This window comes from Amycolatopsis sp. NBC_01480, assembly GCF_036227205.1.
Lineage (GTDB): Bacteria > Actinomycetota > Actinomycetes > Mycobacteriales > Pseudonocardiaceae > Amycolatopsis.
In genome coordinates this window covers 7,107,427-7,126,775 of sequence record NZ_CP109442.1, presented here as the reverse complement: position 1 = coordinate 7,126,775, position 19,349 = coordinate 7,107,427, and the positions used below count along the sequence as shown (strand labels likewise).

The 19,349-nt window shown below is 71.7% G+C and carries 18 protein-coding genes; 11 read left to right on the top strand and 7 right to left on the bottom strand.

What is annotated here, in order from left to right:
• Window positions 1–13 precede the first annotated feature (13 nt).
• Together OG371_RS33985 and OG371_RS33980 are read left to right on the top strand one after the other, a co-directional pair.
• On the top strand, window positions 14–847 hold the full coding sequence (locus OG371_RS33985) for a M55 family metallopeptidase (RefSeq protein ID WP_329059748.1): 834 nt from the start codon (window positions 14–16) through the stop codon (window positions 845–847).
• Between the two features lie 202 nt (window positions 848–1,049).
• Window positions 1,050–2,141 (top strand): SGNH/GDSL hydrolase family protein, encoded by a 1,092-nt coding sequence (locus OG371_RS33980; protein ID WP_329059747.1) that lies wholly within the window; start codon window positions 1,050–1,052, stop codon window positions 2,139–2,141.
• 67 nt (window positions 2,142–2,208) lie between these two features.
• On the opposite strand, the gene OG371_RS33975 is transcribed toward OG371_RS33980, so the two are convergent.
• Window positions 2,209–4,815, bottom strand: a complete 2,607-nt coding sequence (locus OG371_RS33975; RefSeq protein WP_329059746.1) for a hypothetical protein — start codon at window positions 4,813–4,815, stop codon at window positions 2,209–2,211.
• A 793-nt stretch (window positions 4,816–5,608) separates the two neighbouring features.
• Between OG371_RS33975 and OG371_RS33970 the strand changes: the two genes are divergently transcribed.
• Together OG371_RS33970 and OG371_RS33965 are read left to right on the top strand one after the other, a co-directional pair.
• The gene (locus tag OG371_RS33970) at window positions 5,609–5,815 is read left to right on the top strand and encodes a hypothetical protein (protein ID WP_329073467.1); all 207 of its coding nucleotides are present in this window, start codon (window positions 5,609–5,611) and stop codon (window positions 5,813–5,815) included.
• Between the two features lie 221 nt (window positions 5,816–6,036).
• Entirely contained in the window at window positions 6,037–7,647 is a 1,611-nt protein-coding gene (locus OG371_RS33965) for a DUF885 domain-containing protein (RefSeq protein ID WP_329059745.1), read from the top strand.
• 34 nt (window positions 7,648–7,681) lie between these two features.
• Here OG371_RS33965 and OG371_RS33960 read toward each other — a convergent pair whose 3' ends face one another.
• The gene (locus tag OG371_RS33960) at window positions 7,682–8,533 is read right to left on the bottom strand and encodes an LLM class flavin-dependent oxidoreductase (protein ID WP_329059744.1); all 852 of its coding nucleotides are present in this window, start codon (window positions 8,531–8,533) and stop codon (window positions 7,682–7,684) included.
• Between the two features lie 203 nt (window positions 8,534–8,736).
• Here OG371_RS33960 and OG371_RS33955 point away from each other — a divergent pair, with 203 nt between their 5' ends.
• Together OG371_RS33955 and OG371_RS33950 are read left to right on the top strand one after the other, a co-directional pair.
• Complete coding sequence (locus OG371_RS33955) at window positions 8,737–9,129, top strand: nuclear transport factor 2 family protein (RefSeq protein WP_329059743.1); 393 nt, start codon at window positions 8,737–8,739, stop codon at window positions 9,127–9,129.
• Between the two features lie 125 nt (window positions 9,130–9,254).
• Window positions 9,255–10,049, top strand: a complete 795-nt coding sequence (locus OG371_RS33950) for an esterase/lipase family protein (protein ID WP_329059742.1) — start codon at window positions 9,255–9,257, stop codon at window positions 10,047–10,049.
• Here the strand turns inward: OG371_RS33950 and OG371_RS33945 are convergent.
• The 3 genes from OG371_RS33945 to OG371_RS33935 are packed head-to-tail and all read right to left on the bottom strand — an operon-like array spanning window position 10,039 to window position 12,895.
• The gene (locus tag OG371_RS33945) at window positions 10,039–10,875 is read right to left on the bottom strand and encodes an ABC transporter permease (protein ID WP_329059741.1); all 837 of its coding nucleotides are present in this window, start codon (window positions 10,873–10,875) and stop codon (window positions 10,039–10,041) included. The two genes, OG371_RS33950 and OG371_RS33945, sit on opposite strands and share 11 nt — an antisense overlap.
• Entirely contained in the window at window positions 10,872–11,783 is a 912-nt protein-coding gene (locus OG371_RS33940) for an ABC transporter ATP-binding protein (RefSeq protein ID WP_329059740.1), read from the bottom strand. The genes OG371_RS33945 and OG371_RS33940 overlap by 4 nt, the downstream gene beginning before the upstream one ends.
• Window positions 11,780–12,895 carry a hypothetical protein gene (locus OG371_RS33935; RefSeq protein WP_329059739.1) on the bottom strand — a complete coding sequence of 372 codons (1,116 nt, stop codon included), beginning with the start codon at window positions 12,893–12,895 and terminating at the stop codon, window positions 11,780–11,782. Before OG371_RS33935 ends, OG371_RS33940 begins: the two co-directional genes overlap by 4 nt.
• 183 nt (window positions 12,896–13,078) lie before the next feature.
• On the opposite strand from OG371_RS33935, the gene OG371_RS33930 reads away from it, so the two are divergent.
• On the top strand, window positions 13,079–13,948 hold the full coding sequence (locus OG371_RS33930) for an SAM-dependent methyltransferase (protein ID WP_329059738.1): 870 nt from the start codon (window positions 13,079–13,081) through the stop codon (window positions 13,946–13,948).
• Window positions 13,949–14,063: 115 nt separating this feature from the next.
• Here the strand turns inward: OG371_RS33930 and OG371_RS33925 are convergent, their stop codons facing one another.
• Complete coding sequence (locus OG371_RS33925) at window positions 14,064–15,515, bottom strand: aromatic amino acid ammonia-lyase (protein WP_329059737.1); 1,452 nt, start codon at window positions 15,513–15,515, stop codon at window positions 14,064–14,066.
• Between the two features lie 64 nt (window positions 15,516–15,579).
• Here OG371_RS33925 and OG371_RS33920 point away from each other — a divergent pair, with 64 nt between their 5' ends.
• The 3 genes from OG371_RS33920 to OG371_RS33910 all read left to right on the top strand — a co-directional run bounded on the left by OG371_RS33920 (window position 15,580) and on the right by OG371_RS33910 (window position 18,078).
• A complete protein-coding gene (locus tag OG371_RS33920; protein ID WP_329059736.1) occupies window positions 15,580–16,425 on the top strand; it encodes a MurR/RpiR family transcriptional regulator in 846 nt (281 codons plus the stop codon).
• A gap of 34 nt (window positions 16,426–16,459) precedes the next feature.
• Window positions 16,460–17,749, top strand: coding sequence for an MFS transporter (locus OG371_RS33915; RefSeq protein ID WP_329059735.1), 1,290 nt, complete (start codon window positions 16,460–16,462; stop codon window positions 17,747–17,749).
• Between the two features lie 125 nt (window positions 17,750–17,874).
• The gene (locus tag OG371_RS33910; protein WP_329059734.1) at window positions 17,875–18,078 is read left to right on the top strand and encodes an SIP domain-containing protein; all 204 of its coding nucleotides are present in this window, start codon (window positions 17,875–17,877) and stop codon (window positions 18,076–18,078) included.
• Between the two features lie 6 nt (window positions 18,079–18,084).
• Here OG371_RS33910 and OG371_RS33905 read toward each other — a convergent pair whose 3' ends face one another.
• Complete coding sequence (locus OG371_RS33905) at window positions 18,085–18,861, bottom strand: enoyl-CoA hydratase (RefSeq protein WP_329059733.1); 777 nt, start codon at window positions 18,859–18,861, stop codon at window positions 18,085–18,087.
• A gap of 275 nt (window positions 18,862–19,136) precedes the next feature.
• Here OG371_RS33905 and OG371_RS33900 point away from each other — a divergent pair, with 275 nt between their 5' ends.
• Entirely contained in the window at window positions 19,137–19,346 is a 210-nt protein-coding gene (locus tag OG371_RS33900) for a CbtB domain-containing protein (protein WP_329059732.1), read from the top strand.
• Window positions 19,347–19,349 lie beyond the last annotated feature (3 nt).

The following is a 19,349-nucleotide window of genomic DNA, read 5'->3' as shown; positions in this document are numbered from 1 at the left end:
TGGGGTGGCCACTGTGGACGTGCTGATTTCGGTGGACCTGGAAGGCGTCGCGGGCATCGCCACGCGCCAGCAGATCGGGCCCGGCGGCCGGGACTACCCGGCGGCGCGGGAGCTGATGACCGCCGAGGCCAACGCCGCGGTGGCCGGGGCGTTCGACGGCGGCGCGACGTCCGTGGTGGTCAACGACAGCCACGGCCCGGCGGACAACCTGCTCGGCGAGCGGCTCGACCGGCGCGCCGAGTACGTGATCGGCGAGCCCACGCCGCTCGGCATGATGCAGGAGCTGCCGTCCGGCCGTGGTGTCGTGCTGCTGGTGGGCTACCACGCCGGGGCCGCCGATCCGGCCGGCGTGCTCGCGCACACCTTCAGCGGCAGTGGATTCGCCGACGTCCGGCTCGGCGGGGTGTCCATCGGCGAAGCGGATCTGAACGCGCTGATCGCCGCGGAGCACGGCGTGCCGGTCGGTCTCGTCACCGGCGACGACGTGGTCTGCGCGCACGCGGAGCGCGTCTTCCCCGGCGTGGTGACCGTCCCGGTGAAAACCGCACTCGGCCGCACCGCCGCGCGCAGCCGTCACCCCGCGGTCGCCCGCGAGGCCATCACCGACGGGGCCGCGCGGGCGGTCCGGAACGCCCTGTCCGGCGCCGTCCGGCCGCTGTCCATTCCGGACGAACTTCTCGTCGAGGCCGAATTGCGGCCCAACGGCGCGGCGGACCTGGCTGCCCGCGTCCCCGGCACCGAGCGGCTCGACGGGCGCACCGTCCGCTTCGCCGCCGCGAGCCCACGGCAGGCGCTCGACGTGCTCGAGGTCTGGGCCGCCCTCGCCGCCCATTACCCCCATCGCTGACGCGGACCGGAAACAAGTCTTTCCTCTCGGGCCGGAAAAAGGTAATACTGTATTTCCCCGAAAGAAAAGGCGATTACCAGTGATGACAAAGAAGACATTGCTGTGCGCGATGGCGGTAATTCTGGGAATAATGGGCAGCACGAATAATGCCACCGCGGCGGCTCATCCGAATGGACCGTGGATTTCTTCCTGGTCCCCGAGCATGACCATCGGCGGGCCGAACTTCACCGATCAGACACTGCGGATGGTGGCCCACCCGAGCGTCGGCGGCGCGGGCCTACGCCTGCACCTGTCGAATCTGCGCGGCACCACCCCCCTGGCCGTCGGCGCGGTGAGCGTGGGCCTGCAGGCGGACCGGGCGACGGCGGTCGCGGGGTCGCAGCGGGCGGTCACGTTCTCGCACGCGCGGACGCTGACCATCCCGGCCGGCCAGGAGGTGGTCAGCGATCCGATCCCGATGCCCGTGCGCGCCGAGCAGAACGTGCTGGTGAGTCTCTACCTGCCGCAGGCCACCAGCTCGGCGACCTGGCACTCGGACGCGTTCGACGTCTCCTACCTGTCCAAGCCCGGCAACCACGCGGCCGAGGACGAGGACGGGAACTACGTCACCGCAACGACTTCCTGGTACTACCTGGCCGGGCTCGACGTGCTCTCCCCCGCCGCCACCGGGACCGTCGTCGCGTTCGGCGACTCCATCACCGACGGCTACAACACGCCCGCGAGCGTGTACCACCGCTGGCCCGACGACCTGGCCCGCCGGCTCGCCGGCCCGCGCCCGACCGCCGTGGTCGACGCCGGGCTCGGCGGCAACCGGGTGCTCACCGACGTGCCGAACATCTGGCAGGGCGTCAGCGCGCTGAAGCGGTTCGGCCACGACGCGCTGGCCCAGCCCGGCGTCCGCACGGTGATCCTGATGGAGGGCATCAACGACATCGGCAACAACGCCGGCCCGGACGGCGCGCCGCTCACCGCGCAGGACCTGATCAACGGCTACCGCGCGCTGATCGACCAGGCGCACCGCGCCGGCGTGCGGATCATCGGCGGCACCATGCTGCCGGACAAGGGCGCGGACTACTACAGCCCGCCCGCCGAGGCGATCCGCCAGGCGGCGAACGCCTGGATCCGCACCAGCGGGGCGTTCGACGGCGTCGTGGACTTCGACCAGGCGATGCAAGACCCCTCCGATCCGGCGGCGCTGCGGCCGGCCTTCAACTCGGGTGACCACCTGCACCCGAACGAGGCCGGCATGCAGGCCATGGCCGACGCGATCGACCTGCGGCTGCTGACCCGCTGAGCTGCTGAAGTCCGTCAAGGCCTCCTTACCCGCGTCCGACGCAGGCAAGGAGGCCTTGACGGCAGGCTCAGGAAATACGGAACCCGTCCACCAGGAAATAGGTTCCGCTCGCTTTCGAAACGGTCAGCGTGTGCTGTCCGGCAGCGAGCCCGGTCACCGAATAAACGGGGACCTGAGCTTGCCGCTGGGCAGTGTTCGCGCTGACCGTTCCTTTCGAAACCCCGTCGAGGGTGACGGCGATATCGCCCTCGTCGGAATTGGTCTCGGTGAGGAAGCTGATCCCGGTGCCGGTGAACGTGATGGCCGCGGAATCGCCGTTCTGCTGGCTGTAGTGCACGCCGTTTTCGAGGTCCCCGTCGTTGCGCGAGCCGCTGGAGGACCAGGTGCCGAGGTAGGCGATCCGGAGGTCGTCGTCGTCGATCACCGGGCCGGGCGGGGTGCCGGGGCCGGCGGCGTCGATGATCGCCTGCGCCGCCGCGGGCCAGCGCCCGTCCGGGACCACTGTGGACTGTTCGAGGGTGATATTGGTGCCGTTGTTCTGGTACTGGGCGGTGTCGGAGTAGTTGCCGTAGATGTGGTCGTCGTGGATGGTCGGCGTCCACAGGTGCAGCCACGGGGAGCCGTTGCTCATCCGCACCACGTTGCCGTGCGTGTCCCAGAGCGAGCTGCCCTCGTCGTGGTAGATCTCGTTGCAGCCGTTGACGCACTCGCCCAGCACGTTGCCGGTGAAGTCCGAGCCGGACGACTGGCCGCCGAGGGTGTAGACCGGGCCGCCGTCGTTCAGCACGCCCATCACGCTGTGCACGTGGTTGGCGGTCACGTGGTTGCCGCCGGTGTAGGTGGTGCCATGTTTGCACGGGTCGGGCAGGCCCTGTTTCGCCTGCAGCGCGCAGCTCGACGCCCAGCCCCAGCCCCAGCCGATCGAGACGCCGGAGTACGGCGTGTAGCCGATGTCGTTGTGCGCCAGCGTGGTCCCGCGGCTGGTGCCCACCCAGACGCCGACCGCGTCCTGGTACTCCTGCCCGGGGTGCTGGATGACGTTGCCGGACACGGTGTTGCCGCTGGTCATCAGCGCGGGCTGGGTCTGGTAGTAGTCGTCGACCTCGCCGACGGCGACCCCGCCGCCCGAGGTGTCGGTGATGGAGCTGCCCGACAGTGTGGAGTCCTGCGTCTGGTCGGCGAAGTCGATGCCCGCGGTCCCGGTGTGCTGGACGGTGACGCCGGTGAACGCGATCCGCGCGCCCCGGTGCACCCGCACGGCGGCCGGGATGCGGATCGGCGCGTGCGTTGCCGGGTCCCACAGCACGCCGGCCTGGTTGTCGACGTAACCGGCGGTGGTCGGCGTGTTCCAGGCGGTGCCGGCGAAAGTCAAGCCACTGAAGGAGATGTCGTGTACGGGCGCGATCACGTCGGGGATCACGGTGAAGCCGTCGATGAGCAGGTAGTCACCGCTCGTTTTGACCACGCGCACGGTGTGTTTCCCTTGCGGCAGCCCGGTGACCGAGACGATGGCCTGCTGCGCGAGCCGCTCGGCGCTCTTGGCCGAAGCCGTGGAGACCTTGGCGCCGTCGACGTAGACGTCCAGGTCGCCCTCGTCGGAGTTGGTCTCGGTGAGGATCTGGAGCCCGGTGCCGGTGAAGGCGTACGAGACGGCGTCGCCGTTCTGCTGCGTGTAGTGGACGTCGCCGCCCAGGTCGCCGGTCGGCCGTCCCGAGGAGTAGCTCCAGGTGCCGGTGTAGGTGGCGCGCCAGTCCGAGTCGTTCAGCGGCGCGAGGTGCCCGGGCGTGCCGGACAGGTCGAGCAGCTCGGACGCGACGGGCAGCTCGACGTCGGCCTTCGCCAGGTCTTCGCCGGGGCGCGGCACGTAGTAGAGGTAGCCGGCGGCGCTGTCGAGGTAGAACTGCCCGGGGGTGCCGAGCAGCTGGTAGGCGTTTTCGAGCCAGGTGACGCGGTCGAGCGTGGGCAGGCCCGCGCCGTTGAACGGGAAGCCCGGGTTCGGGACCGCGCTGTGGTTGTTGTTCCAGCAGCCGGGGTCGACGGTCAGCGCGGAGCCGCCGGACGCGCCTGGGGTGATCGAGGCCAGCGGGCAGCGCAGCTGTTTCCACGCGTTGTTCGCGACGACCTCGACCTGGCTCGCGTTGGTCCACGAGGTGTAGGCCGGGTCGGCGGTCGCGAACCCGGTGGCCGTCGCCGAGAACCCGCCGGGGTCCTGCGCCGAGCGGGCCCGCTGCGCGCGAACGCCGTCGACGAACAGGTTCCGGCTCGCGGTCCCCTTCGGCACCGTCGCGCGGTAGATGTTCTTGGCTGCGTCGGTCTTCTGGAAGCCGGTCACCTGGATCGCACCGCTGAGCACCGGTTTCTGCCCGGGCGCGGCGCGGTAGACGACCTGGTGGCCGGGAGTGCCGGAGTCCTGCACGCCCAGCCGCAACGGCGCGGTCAGCCGGTAGGTCCCGCCACTCAGCTGGACCACGACGTCGCCCTGCGCATGCGGGATCAGCCCGCGAACGTGGTCGCGCGCGGTGGCCAGATCGCACGGAGCGGTGGCGCTACAGGACGAGCCGTGCCCGGACGGCGCGGCGTAAAGCAGATCGGGCGCTCTCCCCGGGACGGCGCCGACGGCCGCGACGGTGGCTACAGCGGTGACCAGGTGCGCGGCAACGGTGACGATTCGCATCAGGCTCTCCGACAGGTCAGCGGATAGACATCAGATGAATATAGTCACACCTGGGTCGTCCGTAACTACCTTCGCGAGGCTGGATCCTGGTCATTCTTGGGGCGCGATGGGGTTTTCCGGACAATACGGGACAGGTTCGGGCCGGGTTTTTGCCGCCCTACCGTGAGTAGAGTTCCTACCTTTACCGTTGATCCATTCGTGAACCACCCGGCTGGCCGAGCCATGCGGCCGTCACGGCGCCTACTCTGGAACACCGCCCCGGACCTCGGCGACCCGAAACGCGTCCCGAGCAGAGCGGAGCGAGCAGGTGCTCTTGGCGGATAACAGCCCACGCGATCCTTCCGATCCTTCCCAGCCCCTTCCCCGCTGGCCAGGTCGCCGGACGAGCCGAAGAGCCGACCATGACTGAGGCAGCGGATTCGGGGCGGCCGAGTGCGGTGGCCGCGGGGCGGCCGGACACCGTTGCTCCCGGGGAGCGGGCCTGGCCCACCCGGCATGGTGGCGGTTACCCGCCGGGCTGGCAGGTCCGTTATCGCTGCCGCATCCATCGCAGCTACCGTGCCGCCTCTGGCAGCTATGGCTCCAGCGCCCGTGGCAGTGCCGCGAAGGTCCCGGCGCCGGGTTGGCAGGAGCGTGGCGGGACGGTCGCGGGCCGCAGTCTTCGGGATGAGCACACGGGGACCACTTGGGTGCCCGTCCGGCCGTACGAAGCCGCCGCGGACTCCCCCGCCGATCTGGTGCGCGCCACCGACATCCTGGACGCCCGCCCGCCGGACACGCCCCGGAGCGAACGGTGAAGCCGGCCCGGCACGCGTCGAAGTGGCCGCCGTCCGAGCCGGTGCCGCTGCCGGACCCGTTCGGCCTCACGCCGGAGCAACGTCACCGCTGCGCCCGCACAGTCGCGTCAAGATCCACCGACGCCGAGGACTGCGCCCTGCTCCTGGAAGTCCTCGGCCTCAAACCGGCCGACGGCCTCGTCAGCGACCGATCCGGCCACTGACCGCCCACTGACCGCCCGCGCTGTCCGATGTGGACTCGATCCGCGCCGACCGGATCGGGGCGGGCCCGGGAAGCGCTGACCGGGCAACGTCGTCCAGCAGGCATGGCCCGGGCAGCCCAGCCCCGGGCAAGCGTCGACCGGTCAGCGCGGTCCGGTCGCCGTGAACCCAGCTAGCGCCAATCGTTTGCCGGACCCACCAGACCCGGGTATAGCGTGGCCCGGTGACGCCGATCTTCCAGCTCTCCGACGACCATGTGACCGCCGAAGCCGCACTGGACCCGGTGATGGCGACGATGCGCGGGATCGCTGCCGATCCGGCCGCGCTCACCGATTACGGCCCCGAAGGCGTCGAAGCGAGGGCCGAGCTGGCCCGCCGCACGCTCGCCGCGCTGGGTGCGCTCACACCGGAGTCGGAGCAGGACCGGATCGCGGGCGCGCATCTGCGGGAACGGCTCGAGGCGCAGCTCGCGTGGCACGATCTGGGCGAGCCGCTGCGCACGGTCAAGGCGCATTTCGGGATCCTGACCTCGGTGCGCGATTCCGTCGACATGCTGCCGCGCACCGGCGACGAAGACTGGCACGTCATCGCCCTGCGGCTGGCCGGGGTGGAGCCCATGCTGGCCGGCTGGCGTTCGGCGCTGGGCGAGGGCCTCGACCGGGGCCTGCCCGCCGCGCGGCGCCAGGCGCTGGAGGCAGCCGCGCAGGCCGACCGTTACGCCGGAGTGCACGAGACCCTCCTGGACGGTTACGGCGACGGCCCCTTGACCACCGAGTTGCGCGCCGCAGCCGACGCCGCCTACCGCGGGTACGCCGGTCTGGCCACCTACTTGCGTGACGAGTACGCGCCCCGCGCGAGCGAGGTGGACGGCGTCGGCGCTGAGCGTTACGCGGCGGGCGCGCGGCTGAGCCTGGGCGCGGACGTCGACCTGGCCGAGGCCTACGAGTGGGGCTGGGCCGAGCTGGCACGGATCGAGAGCGAGCTGGCGACGGAGGCCGCGCGGGTGCGCCCGGGCGCGAGTGTCGCGCAGGCGCAGGAAATCCTGGACGCCGCGTACAGCGTCACAGGCGAAGAGTCCTATGTGGACTGGCTCCGCGCGGCCCACGAGCACGCCCTGGGAGCAGCGGCGGAGCACTTCGACATCCCGGAACCCCTGCGGACGCTGGACGTGACGATCGCGCGGGGCTCGGCGTCCGGCGCCCCGTATTACACCGGCCCCAGTGAGGACGGCGGCCGTCCGGGCCGCACGTGGTGGCCGTTGGGCGGGCGGGAGCGGTTCACCGTCTGGCGTGAGCTGACCACGGTGTTCCACGAGGGCGTGCCGGGCCACCATCTGCAGGTCGGCACCGCGAAGCTGGCCGCCGACCGGGTCAGCCGCTTCGCGCGGGTCTACTCGGTCAGCGGTCACGCCGAGGGCTGGGCGCTGTACGCGGAGCGCCTGGCGGACGAACTCGGCTGGTACGCCGAACCCGGCACCCGCCTGGGCATGCTGTCGGGCTCGGCCATGCGCGCCGCCCGCGTGGTCATCGACATCGGCGCCCACCTGGACCTGCCCCTACCGGACGGCTCCCGCTGGGACTTCGACACCGCCTGCCACATCCTGCGCGAACGCGGACTGGCCGCCCCGCACCAGGTCCACGCCGAGGTGGTGCGTTACCTGGGCTGGCCGGGCCAGGCCATCGCGTACAAACTCGGCGAACGCGCGTGGCTCCAGGCCCGTGAGGAAGCGTCGTCCCGCCCGGGCTTCACGCTCCGCGACTGGCACCACGACGCGCTCGCGGTCGGGCCGGTCGGTTTGGCCGCCCTGCAAGACGCCCTGCGCCCGGCCCCCTGAACCAGAGCAGGGCCGGGCGCAAAGCCGCGACGAGCTACAGCACGATTTCGGCGAGGGCTTCGATATCGGCCGGGTTGTCGGTGGCCGGGTTGAAGATCAGTTCGTCCGCGCCGAGGTCCGCGAAGTCCGAAACCGCCTTGCGGAGGTCGTCGGCCGTGCTTCGGATGCCGCTGGCGATCATGTCGGCGAAATCGCCGAAGTTGCTGTAGTAGTCGTGCACCTTGCTGCGGCCCTGCTCTGGGTCCGCGAGCGCGAAGTAGGCGATCGCCACCAGCCGGGGCGATCCCTCGCGGCCCGCTTCCTTCCACGCCGCGCGGGCCTGGTCGAACGAACCGGCCACCATCTCCGGCGGCATGGAACCGCCGACGTACCCCTCGCCCCACCGCGCCATCCGGGCGAACGAAGCCGGTGCCCCGCCGCCGAACAGGAGCGGCACCCGGCGCGTGCCCGGCGGGACCGCGGGGTTGACCCCGCCGCCGATGGGCTCCGCGTCCCAGACGCTCCGGTAGGTCTCGAGGTCGGCGTCGATCCGCTTGCCGAGGCCCTTCGGGCCCAGCCCGTCCACGACGAAGTCGTCCTCGCGGGCGCCGATGCCGAGGCCGAGCGTCAGGCGGTGCCCGGAGACGCCGTCGATGCCGGCGAGTTCCTTCGCCAGCAGCACCGGCGGCCACACCGGCGCGAGCATCACGTTGCTGAGCAGCCCGATCCGCTCGGTCGCGCCCGCGGCCGCGGCCAGCGCGACAGTGTCCATCACGCCGGGGTACGCCGTGCGCCCCACCGTGCCCAACGTCGAGAACCCCGCCTCCTCAGCCCGCCGCGCCCATCCGGGCAGGACCCGGGGGTCCATGTCCCGCACCTGGTTCGGCAGGCCGATCCCGATCTTCATGCGCACTCCTGTTCGCCGATCTTGCTGACGTCGCCAGCCTACCGGCGCCAAGATCCCCGCCAGCGGCCGGAAATCGCCGTGGACAAGGACATTCCGGCCAACCCCGGCGCCACCGTGACAAGCTCGGCAGCGGCCACAGAGGACTCGGCCGGCACCTAAGCTGTCCGGGACAGCCATCCGAGCCGAGAAGATCGAGGTAGGGCATGAAGAGCTTCCGCGAAGCCGTCGAGGCACGCGATCCGGACGCGATCGCCGCGGCGCTGGCGGAGAACGTCGTGTTCACCAGCCCGGTGGCGTTCCGGCCGTACCCGGGCAAGGCGATCACGGCCGCGATCCTGCGCGGGGTGCTGCGGGTGTTCGAGGACTTCCGTTACGTGCGCGAGCTGAGCGGCGAAGACGGCCGCGCCCACGCGCTGGTCTTCGAAGCCCGGATCGGCGACACCCGGGTCGAGGGCGCCGACTTCCTCCACCTCGACGAGAACGGCCTGGTCGACGAGCTGACGGTGATGGTCCGCCCGCTGTCCGCCGCCCAGGCCCTGTCCGCCGCGATGGGCGCGCAGTTCGAGCAGATCCAGCGCGAGGCCGCCGGCGCCTGACCCGGCGCAGCGCCCCAATGCCACATTGGGTGCGCTCAACGCACCGAACGCCACATTCGTTGCGCCCAACGCACCCAACGCCACATTGGGGCGCATCACCTCAGCAGCACAGGCACCATGGAGGTATGCGGAACCCCTGGCGCGCCCTGAGCCCCCGCCGCCGTCTGCTGCTCGGCGGCGTGGCGCTGGTGGCCGTTGCCGGGGTGGTCGCCGCGGTGCTGACCACGGCCGGATCCAGCGCCGCGCCCGAGTCCGGCAGTCCCGCCCAGGACCGGCCCGGCCCGGTGCTGATGGTGCCCGGTTACGGCGGCGGGCGCGGCGGGCTGCTGCAGCTCGCCGACCGGATCCACCGGGCGACCGGCCGCGACGCGCAGGTGCTCACCCTGGTCGGCGACGGGACCGGTGACCTCGAGCAGCAGGTCGGCGTCCTCGCCGACGCGGTGGAGCGCGCGTACGTGAACGGCGCCCCGTCCGTCGACGTGATCGGCTATTCGGCCGGCGGGGTGGTGGCGCGGCTCTGGGTGGCGCGGGACGGCGGCGAGCACCAGGCCCGCCGCGTCGTCACGCTCGGCGCGCCGATGCACGGCACCGGCCTCGCCGCGGCGGGCGGCGGGCTGGTCCCCGGCGCGTGCCCGACCGCGTGTCAGCAGCTGATCCCCGGCAGTCCCCTGCTCAGCCGGCTGCCGCCGCTCCCGTCCGGCCTGCCGTGGCTTTCGGTGTGGACGGAGCGCGACGAGACCGTCACCCCGCCCGAGTCGGCCCGGCTCGACGGCGCGGTGAACGTTGCCCTGCAAGGGATCTGCCCCGCCGACACCGCCGCGCACGGCGACCTGCCCACCGACCCGGCCGTCACCGCGCTGGTCCTGCAGGTGCTCGGCACGGCACCGCTCAAAGCACCGGACCGATGCCTCAGCTCGTGACGTCCTTGGTCGCGAAATTCGCCCACGCCGCACCGAAGAAGACCACGATGTAACCCGCTTGCAGCAGCAGCCCGTGGTCGATGTTGCGCCACAGCACGGGATCCCGGAAGAAGTCGATCCACGAGAGCCAGTAGTGCGTCGGCAGGTACGGCTTCACCGGCGCGGCCGCGTCGAGCGTCTCCAGCACCGAGCTGGTGATCAGCACGGCCAGCCCGCCGAGCGCGGCGCCCAGCGCCGAATCCGTCAGGGTGGACAGGAACATCGTGATCGCGGCGAAGCCGAGCATCGACAGCACCACGTACGCGACCGCGCCGAGCAGCCGCAGCCCGAGCCCCGAAGAAGTGAGCGACGAGCCCGAAAGCGAGACCGCGGCGGCCGTCTGCCCTCCCGGGCCCACCGCCTGCCCGCCGGTGCCGAACAGGATCACCCCGACCACTAGCGAAGTCAGCACCACGATGACGATCGCGCCGGTCACGTACACCGCGAGCGCCACCAGTTTCGCCGCGAGCAGCCGCGTCCGCCCCGACGGCCGGACCAGCAGGTACCGCAGCGTCCCGCCGGCCGCCTCGCCCGCCACCGAATCGCCCGCCACCACGGCGACGGCGATCGGCAGGAACAGCGGCAGCACCAAGGCGAGCGCGGCCGCCGGGAACAGCGAGCCGTCGCTGACCACCGCGGACAGGAACGCGCCGCCCTGCCCCGGCGGCGGCGCGAAGTCCGCCGTGGCCAGGAAAACGCCGACGATCGCGGGCAGCAGGCAGAGCAGCAGCACGCTCACCCAGACTCGCGGCCGCAGCACCAGCTTGCGCAGTTCGACGCCGATCATCGGCGGTCCCCGAACCGGTCGGAGCCGTCACCGGTCACGTCCAGCACCACTTGTTCCAACGTCCGCCGCTCGGCCTGCAGCGAGGTGACGGGCACACCCTCGGCGACGAGCAGCGCGTTCAGCTCCGCGGGATTTCCGTGGCGCACCAGCAACTTGTCGCCGTCACGGTGCTCGACGCGCCCGTCCAGCACCGCGACGGCCGCCGCCGCGTCCGGCGTGCCGAGCAGCACCCGCCCGGTTTCCGCCCGCAACGCCGCGAGATCGTCCTCCAGCACCAGCCGGCCGCGGTCGACCACGCCGACGCGGGTGCACAGCTGCTCGATCTCGGCCAGCAGGTGGCTGGACAGGAACACCGTGGTGCCGTTGTGGTTCAGCTCGACCAGCAGCTCGCGGATCTCCCGGATGCCCTGCGGGTCGAGGCCGTTGGTGGGCTCGTCGAGCACCAGCAGCCGGGGCCGGTTGAGCAGCGCGCCCGCCAGCCCGAGCCGCTGGCGCATGCCGAGCGAGTACGCCTTCACCGGCCGCCGGTCGACCCCGGCCAGCCCGACGCGTTCCAGCGCCTCCTCGATCCGGCGGCGGCGCGTCCGCCGTCCCCCGCCGCGCCCCGAAGCGTCCAGCAGAGCGAGGTTGCGCCGTCCGGAGAGATGCGCGTACGCGCCGGGTCCCTCGACGAGCGCGCCGACCTCCGGCAGCACCTCCGAGACCCGCTTCGGCACGGGGCGGCCGAGCAGCTCGATCTCGCCGCTGGTGGCGTAAACGAGTCCGAGCAGCATCCGGACCAGCGTGGTCTTGCCGGAGCCGTTCGGGCCGAGGAAGCCGTAGCGGTCGCCTTCGCGCACCTCCAGGTCGACGGCGTCGACCGCCAGCGTGCGTCCGTAGCGCTTGGTCAACGCGCGCGTGACGATCATCGGCCGCTCCGGCGCAGCCGGGCCAGATCGTCGCCGGCGGACGTCAGCACCGGCGTCGACACCGGGCCCGCCAGCAGGTACGACCGGCGCGTGCCGGGCGGGCGGACGATGGCCAGCGAAAGCGGCGTGATCGACAGCAGCACCGTGTCTCCTGATTTGGTACCGCCCGCTTTCGACGCGGCATCGGCCGCCGCGTCCGCGACGTTGCGGGGCACACCGACGACAGCGAAGGTCGAGAGCCCCGAGCCGTACAGCGCCGCGCCCTCGACGCCGCCGAATTCCGCTTGGCGCACCGGCTTTCCCGCGAGAGTGCCGGGCAGCCGCACCCGTCCGAGCGAGCCGAGCGCCTTGGAGATGTCCGGCGCGTTGGTCACGGTGAAGCCGCTGCCGGGCGCCGCGTGCGGAGTGTCGACCACCTGCGGTCGCTGCTCGACGTCGTCGAAACTCGTGACCAGCACGGGATTCTCTTGACCGCGCGCGGTCACCTCGACGCGCACGGGCAGGCCGCTCACCGGGTCGGCCCAGAGATCCACTCGCCCGATCGTGGTGTCCGGGTCGGCGGGCACCAGCCGCAGCCCGGACGCGTCGATCCCGGCGACGCGGCGCGCGGGCAGTGTGCTGACAGCCTCGCCCGGCGCCGAGCGCAGGATCCAGCGCGCCAGCTCGGGCGGCAGGAGATCACTCGCGCGCGGCAGCCGGACGGCGGGCTGACCGGCCAGCTCGGTCAGCATGTTCGCGCCGTAATCCCAGGTGTACTCGCCCTGCGGCAGCCGGTAGACGTCGCGCTCGCCCGCGGTGGTCAGCGTGGCGACGCGGTACCGGTCCGGCCCCGCGTACCAGGCGCGCATCGTCGTGGTCCCGGCGAACAGCGCCGAAACGTCGGCGAGGTTCGGCAGCTGCGGCAACGCGAGCGAGCCGGTGCTCTGCGCATCGCCTTCGTACATCACCGAATCCGACCGTTGCACCAGGTCCCGCAGCCGCCCGGCGTCCACCGAGGGCCCGGACGGCCCCACGGCCCCGGCGACCAGCGGCGCGGCGACCAGCAGCACCGCCACCACGGCCACCACCGCCCATCGCCACTGCCGTTCACGCCGTACGACGGACACGGGCATCACCTCTGCGTCCCTTTGTACGCCACGCGAAGCGCCGGAACCGCTTGCCGAGTTCTTACGGATTCCCCTGAATGGTGACATGGGCCACAAAGATCAAGTCGGGCATTTCGCTCACCGTGCGCACCCGATCGATTGCACAGTGCCATGCTGGGTGCCGAAATCCGGGCGGAGAGAGGGGCACCGATGACCGAAACGCACGAGCAATGGGGCATCACCAGCGGTGTGGGGCTGACCGCGCTGGCCGTCGCTTCGGCGCGGGCGATCGCGACCGGCTCCGAGGGCGGGCTGGTCGACGACCCGTTCGCGGCCGCGTTCGTGCGCGCGGCGAACCCGCCGCGGCCGATGCCCACCGGACCGGACGACGCCGGCGACGACGAGATGTGGGCCGCGATGGCCACGTACATGGGCCTGCGCTCGCGCTTTTTCGACGACCTCATCGCCGGCCGCGACGCGCCGCAGGTCGTCATCGTCGCGGCCGGGCTGGATGCGCGTGCCTACCGCCTGGACCTGACCGGACGGGACGTCTACGAGGTGGACCAGCCGCGCGTGCTGGAGTTCAAGCAGCAGGTGCTCGACGACCTGGGCGCCCGCCCGCAGTGCCGCCGTCACCCGGTCGCCGCGGACCTGCGCGACAACTGGCCCGCCGCGTTGGAAGAAGCCGGCTTCGACCGGTCACGCCCGACCGTCTGGCTCGCCGAGGGCCTGCTGCCGTACCTGCCCCCGCAGGCCGAAGAAGACCTGTTCGACGTGATCAACACGCGGTCCGCGCCGGGCAGCCGGATCGGCATCGAACAGGTCCCCGGCGGCGACCTCGAGGCGATGAACCGGATGATGCGGCAGCTGAAGGCCGACGAGCGCGTCGGCGTCGAGATGGACGGCCTGCTCAACACCGCCCCGCGCCGCGACCCCGCCACCTGGCTGCGCGAGCAGGGCTGGTCGGTGCGGATCGAGGCCGCCGACGAGGTCGCCGCCGGCCACGGGCTGGTCTTCCCCGCCTACTTCGACAACACCATGGCCAAGGCCGAGCTGACCACGGCCGACCTGCCCGGCTAACGGGCCGGCTCGGTGCAGCGGATGACGCTTTCACCGCACTCAGTGCAGGGAAAGCGTCATCCGCTACCCGCAGCACCGGCGCTCCACCCGGCGTAGCCGGGCTGGACCGGCGGGCTCACAGCACCGCGAGCCGGTCCAGTAACCGTTCCGCCTGACCGATTTCGGCGCTCAGAGGGTGGTCCTCCCCGATGTACGGCAGGCTGCCCACGGCCAGCCGGAAGGCCTCGCGCAACGGCGTGTCCGGCAGTTCCGTCCCCGCCATCCGCAGCGCCCGGACCGCGGCGAGCAGTTCGCAGGCGAGCACCGTCCGGTACGCGGCGGTGGCGGCGACGGTGCTGCGCACGGCGTGCGTCGAGAAGCTGGCGTGGTCCTCGAGGCCGCGGGAGATCACGGCGGTGCCGAGCGTGACCGGCGAGGCCGCGTGGCGCAGCGTGCCCAGCGCGTCGTGGGCGACGTACTCGAGGATCATGATCCCCGAGCTGCCCGCCGGCCCCTCGCTCAGGAACGGCGGCAGGCCGCTGAGGTCCGGCTCGACCAGGTCGCCGAGGCGCGCGGTGGACAGCTCCGCGACGTGGTGCAGCGCCGCGCGGAGGTGGTCGAACGCGAGCGCGACATAGGCCGTGGAGAACTGGCCGTGGTGATACGCCTGCTCGGTTTCGATGTCGATCAGCGGGTTTTCCGCGGCCGCGTTGAGGTCGATGCCCAGCACCCGCTCGACGGCGGCCGCGGCGTCCAGCGCCGGTCCCTGAACCTGCGGGAAAGCCCGCAGCCCGAACGGATCCTGCAGCCGCCGCCCGTCGGGCAGGTCGCCGGCGGCGGTCAGCAGGCGGCGCAGTTCGGCGGCGCACCGCACCGCGCCGGGATGCGGGCGGGCGGCGTGCACGCGTTCCGAGTAGGCCTCCGCCGAACCGCCGAGCGCGCAGAACGTCAGCGCGGTCACCACGTGGCTCGCCGCCAGCAGACGGGTCAGGTCGTGCCACGCGAGCACGGCTTCGGCCAGAGTGGCGGCATTGCTGGAGATGAACGCGAGCGCGTCGCCCGGGCTGATCGCCAGCGGGTCGAGGTTTCCCGCCGCCCACGGCAGTTCGCCCGCCAGCGTCAGCGCGATCTCCGCGAGCGCGGTCAGGTCGCCGGTGCCGATGGCGCCGCGTGAGTGCACGAGCGGCAGCGCGCCGACCCGCAACGCCGTCGCCAGCGCCTCCAGCAGCCGCGGGTGCACCCCGCTGCCGCCGGCGGCGAGCTGGTTGAGGCGGATCGCCATCACCGCGCGCACCGCGTCGTCGGGCAGCGGCTCGCCGGTGCCGCTCGCGTGGCTGCGCAGCAGGCGCAGGCCGTGGTGGTCGGCGGACTCCGGGTCGACCACGGTGTGCCGGTTCGCGCCGACGCCGGTCGTGCGGCCGTACACCGCGCGCTTGGCGCCGAGCTCGACGGCCAGCTCGTACCCCTGCCCCGCCCGGGCCAGTGCGTCCGGGGCCAGCTCCGTCCACGCGCTGCGCCGCGCCACACGGACCACGTCGGCGCACCGGAGCCCGGCCCCGCTGATCTCGATCCGGCTGGTGTCGGTCATCGCCATCCCTCTTGACAAGTTTTCATTCATTCCTATTGTGACATGAAACTATTCATTCGCCACGATGGCAAGGACGGAGGCCCGGGTGTCCCGGTCGCTGCACGAACTGCTCACCGCTCACCGGCTGACCCCGGCGCAGCGGCGCATCGCCAGCTACCTGGCCGACCACGCGGCCGACGCCGCGGCGCTCACCAGCGCCGAGCTCGCCGAGTACGCGCAGGTCAGCCAGCCGTCGGTGACCCGGTTCGTCGCGCTGCTCGGGTTCGACGGGTATGCCGGCTTCCGCCGCTACCTGCGCGACGCCGCGGCCCTGCCCCAGCCCGAGGCCGGCGGCACCAAGTTCCAGGACGCCATCGACGCCGACCTGCGCAACCTCACCGCGCTGCGGGCGCAGCTGGCCGACGACACGCGGCTGCGCACCATCGCCGCGGGGCTGATGGAATCCCGTCCGCTGGTCGTGGCCGGCTACCGGGTCTCGGCCGCGCAGGCCGCGTCTTTCGCTTACCTGGCCACCAAAATCCACCCGGACGTGCGGTTGCTCACCGACTCCGGCAGCGTCTTCGGCGACTCCCTGCGCCACGCCGACCGGTGTGGCGCGCGGACCCTGGTCGTGGTCGCGCTCCCCCGCTACCCGCGGGAGAGCGCCGCCGCCCTCGAGCAGGCCCGTTCCCTGGGCCTGCGCACCCTCTTGATCACGGACCGGCCCGTCTCGGCGCTCACCCCGTACGCCGACGACGTGCTCAGCGCGGCCGTCGCGTCCGAGTTCGTGTTCGACTCCCACGCCGCGGTCGTCTCGCTGACCGTGGCGCTGGTCGAGGCGATGGCCGACGCGGCCGGCGCCCTGGCCCGGCAACGACTGGAAGGCTTCGAAGACTATGCCGCAGAGCAAGACCTCTTCCTCCCCGAATAAAGAGGAAGGAGAGGCCGCAGCGTCAGACTCCCCAGTGTTCGACGACGTCCCGCTCAATCGCTTCCACGTCCGCATCACCGCGCTGACCTTCTGCGCCAACTACTCCGACGGCTACGAGCTGGGCATCATCAGCATCGCCCTGCCGGTGATCGCCGCCCAGCTCGGCTTCGGCACGGTGTGGGAGGGGCTGCTCGGCGCGTCCGCGCTGATCGGGATCTTCCTGGGCAGCATCGTGGTGGGCTGGGCGGCCGACAAGGTCGGACGGCAGCGGCTGTACACAGTGGACTTCCTGCTGATCGCCGTCGCGTCCGCCGCCGAGTTCTTCGTGCACGACCCGGTGCAGCTGTTCGTGCTGAGACTGCTCATCGGTATCGGCATCGGCGCGGATTACGCGCTGGGGCCGACGCTGGTGGCGGAGTTCGTGCCGCGCAAGTACCGCGGCGGGCTGCTGGCCTCGTTGACCGTGCTGTGGACCGTGGGTTACGTGGCGGCGTTTTTCCTCGGCAACTACGTGGTCTCCCTCGGCGGCGACTCGTGGCGCTGGCTGCTGGCGTCGAGCAGCCTGCCCGCGATCGCGGTGGTGCTGCTGCGGATCGGTGTGCCGGAATCGCCCCGGTGGCTGCTCACGCAGGGACGGGTCGAGCAGGCGCGAGCCGTGGTGCGCCGGCTGGGCGGCGACGACGGCGCGTTCGAGTCGCTGGTCCGCACGTACCGCGCGGCGCGGCGAGTGTCCTATCGGGAGCTGTTCGGCCCGAAGTACCGGCGCAACACGGCTTTCGGCGCGATCTTCTACAACGCCCAGGTGGTGCCGTATTTCGCCATCTACACCTTCCTGCCGCTGGTGCTGCTCAAGATGGGCGTCGGCGAGGAGGACACGACCAGCGACGGCCTGCTGAACCTGTTCCTGCTCGCGGGCAGCCTCGGCGGCCTGTGGCTGGTCGCCAAGTCGAGCCGGCGCGGGCTGACCATCTGGTCGTTCGTGGTGCTGATCGTGTCCATGGCGCCGATGGCGATCTGGCCGGACGCGCCGACCGCGCTGCTGTTCCCGCTGTTCCTGGTCTTCACCTTCACCATGTCGGCGGCGGTGAACCTGGACCAGGTCTACCCGCCGGAGCTGTTCCCGACCGACCTGCGCAGCTCGGGCGTCGGCCTGCTCAACGGCCTCAGCCGGATCGGCTCGGCGATCGGCACCTTCCTGCTGCCGCTGAGCCTGGACGGGATCGGCTTCTCGCCCACCATGCTGATCCTGACCGTGGTGCTGGTGATCGGGCTGGTCGTTTCGGTGCTGTGGGCGCCCGAGACGAAGAACTCGGCGCTCGACTGACCGGACGCCAAGAAAATTCGGCGCTTCAGGCTTCCCGCGCGGTGATCCGCCAGCCGCGGGTGCGCTCGTGCTCATGCCAGCGACGGGCTTAACGGCCGCCTGCCGCCAGAAGCTGGCTGGCGCACGTGCCGGACACCGTCGCCGTCCGCGTCTACCTCGAAGACGGCCACAAGGACCATCCGGCCCTGCCACTGGACTCGCGCGCCTGGGCGGCCGGCGAGCGCACGCTGGTCAAGGCGCTGCGCCCGGTGTTCCGCGAGCACCTCGGCCTCGACCGGTCCTGCAGCTTCACCCAGTCGTACTGGATCGCGGGCCGGTCGGCGGGCTGAGCGGGCTCAGGCGTGCCGGAACTCCGGCGTCCGCTTCTCCGCGAACGCGGCCATGCCCTCTTTCTGGTCGTGGGTGGCGAACGTCGAGTGGAAGACCCGGCGTTCGAACAGCAGCCCCTCGGCCAGCCCGGTTTCGAAGGCGCGGTTGACGACTTCCTTGGCCATCATCGTCGCGGGCGCGGACATGCTCGCGATCTTCGCGGCGACGGCCACCGCCTCGGTGAGCAGGTCCGCGGCCGGCACGATCCGCGACACCAGCCCGGCGCGCTCGGCCTCCTCGGCGTCCATCATTCGGCCGGTCAGGCACAGGTCCATCGCCTTCGCCTTGCCGACCGCGCGGGTCAGCCGCTGCGAGCCGCCCATGCCCGGGATGACGCCGAGGGTGATCTCGGGCTGCCCGAACTTCGCGGTGTCGGCCGCGATCAGCAGGTCGCACATCATCGCCAGCTCGCAGCCGCCGCCGAGCGCGTACCCGGCGACCGCCGCGACCAGCGGCTTGCGCACGCGGGCGAGCGCGTCCCAGCCCGCGAACCAGTCGGCCGCGTAGGCCTCGGCGAACGAGAGCGGCGCCATCTCCTTGATGTCGGCCCCGGCCGCGAACGCCCGGTCCGAGCCGGTGAGCACGATCGCGCCGACGTCCGGGTCCCGGTCCAGCTCGGCCGCCGCCGCGGTGATCTCCCCCATGGCCCGCAGGTTCAGCGCGTTCAGCGCCTTCGGCCGGTCCAGCGTGATCAGCGCGACCCGCGGCTCCGGCCGCCCGACGGTGATGGTCTCGTAGCTCATGGGGTGCAAGCCTCTCGCCGAACACTAGGACGTCCGACTATAGCTAGTCCGACTGACTGAACCGGCGGACTGTGGTCACAACGACAATTGACGCCCTCACACACCGCGACGTACTGTCGTGCGGCGCGGCGGTTTCCCGAAGCCGGTGAGATTCCGGCACGGTCGCGCCACTGTGTGCCCGCAGCTGTCTCCGTGCAGCCGCAGGCGAGTCAGGTCGAGGAACCGCCGGGCAGCTCCAGCCGATGTGGGACGCGTTATCCCCTGAAGGAGGCCCCATGACCGCCATTCCGGCCGAATCCTCGACCCCGGTCGTCCTGCCCGTGACCAAGGCGGTGCTCTGGCTCGCCGGAGCAACTTTCCTGGCCCTCGCCCTGTATTACTTCATCGGCATCGACCAGGGCGCGACCTCGGTGTTCGGCAGCGACATGCACATCCACGAGTTCGTGCACGACTCCCGGCACTTCCTCGGCTTCCCCTGTCACTGAGCC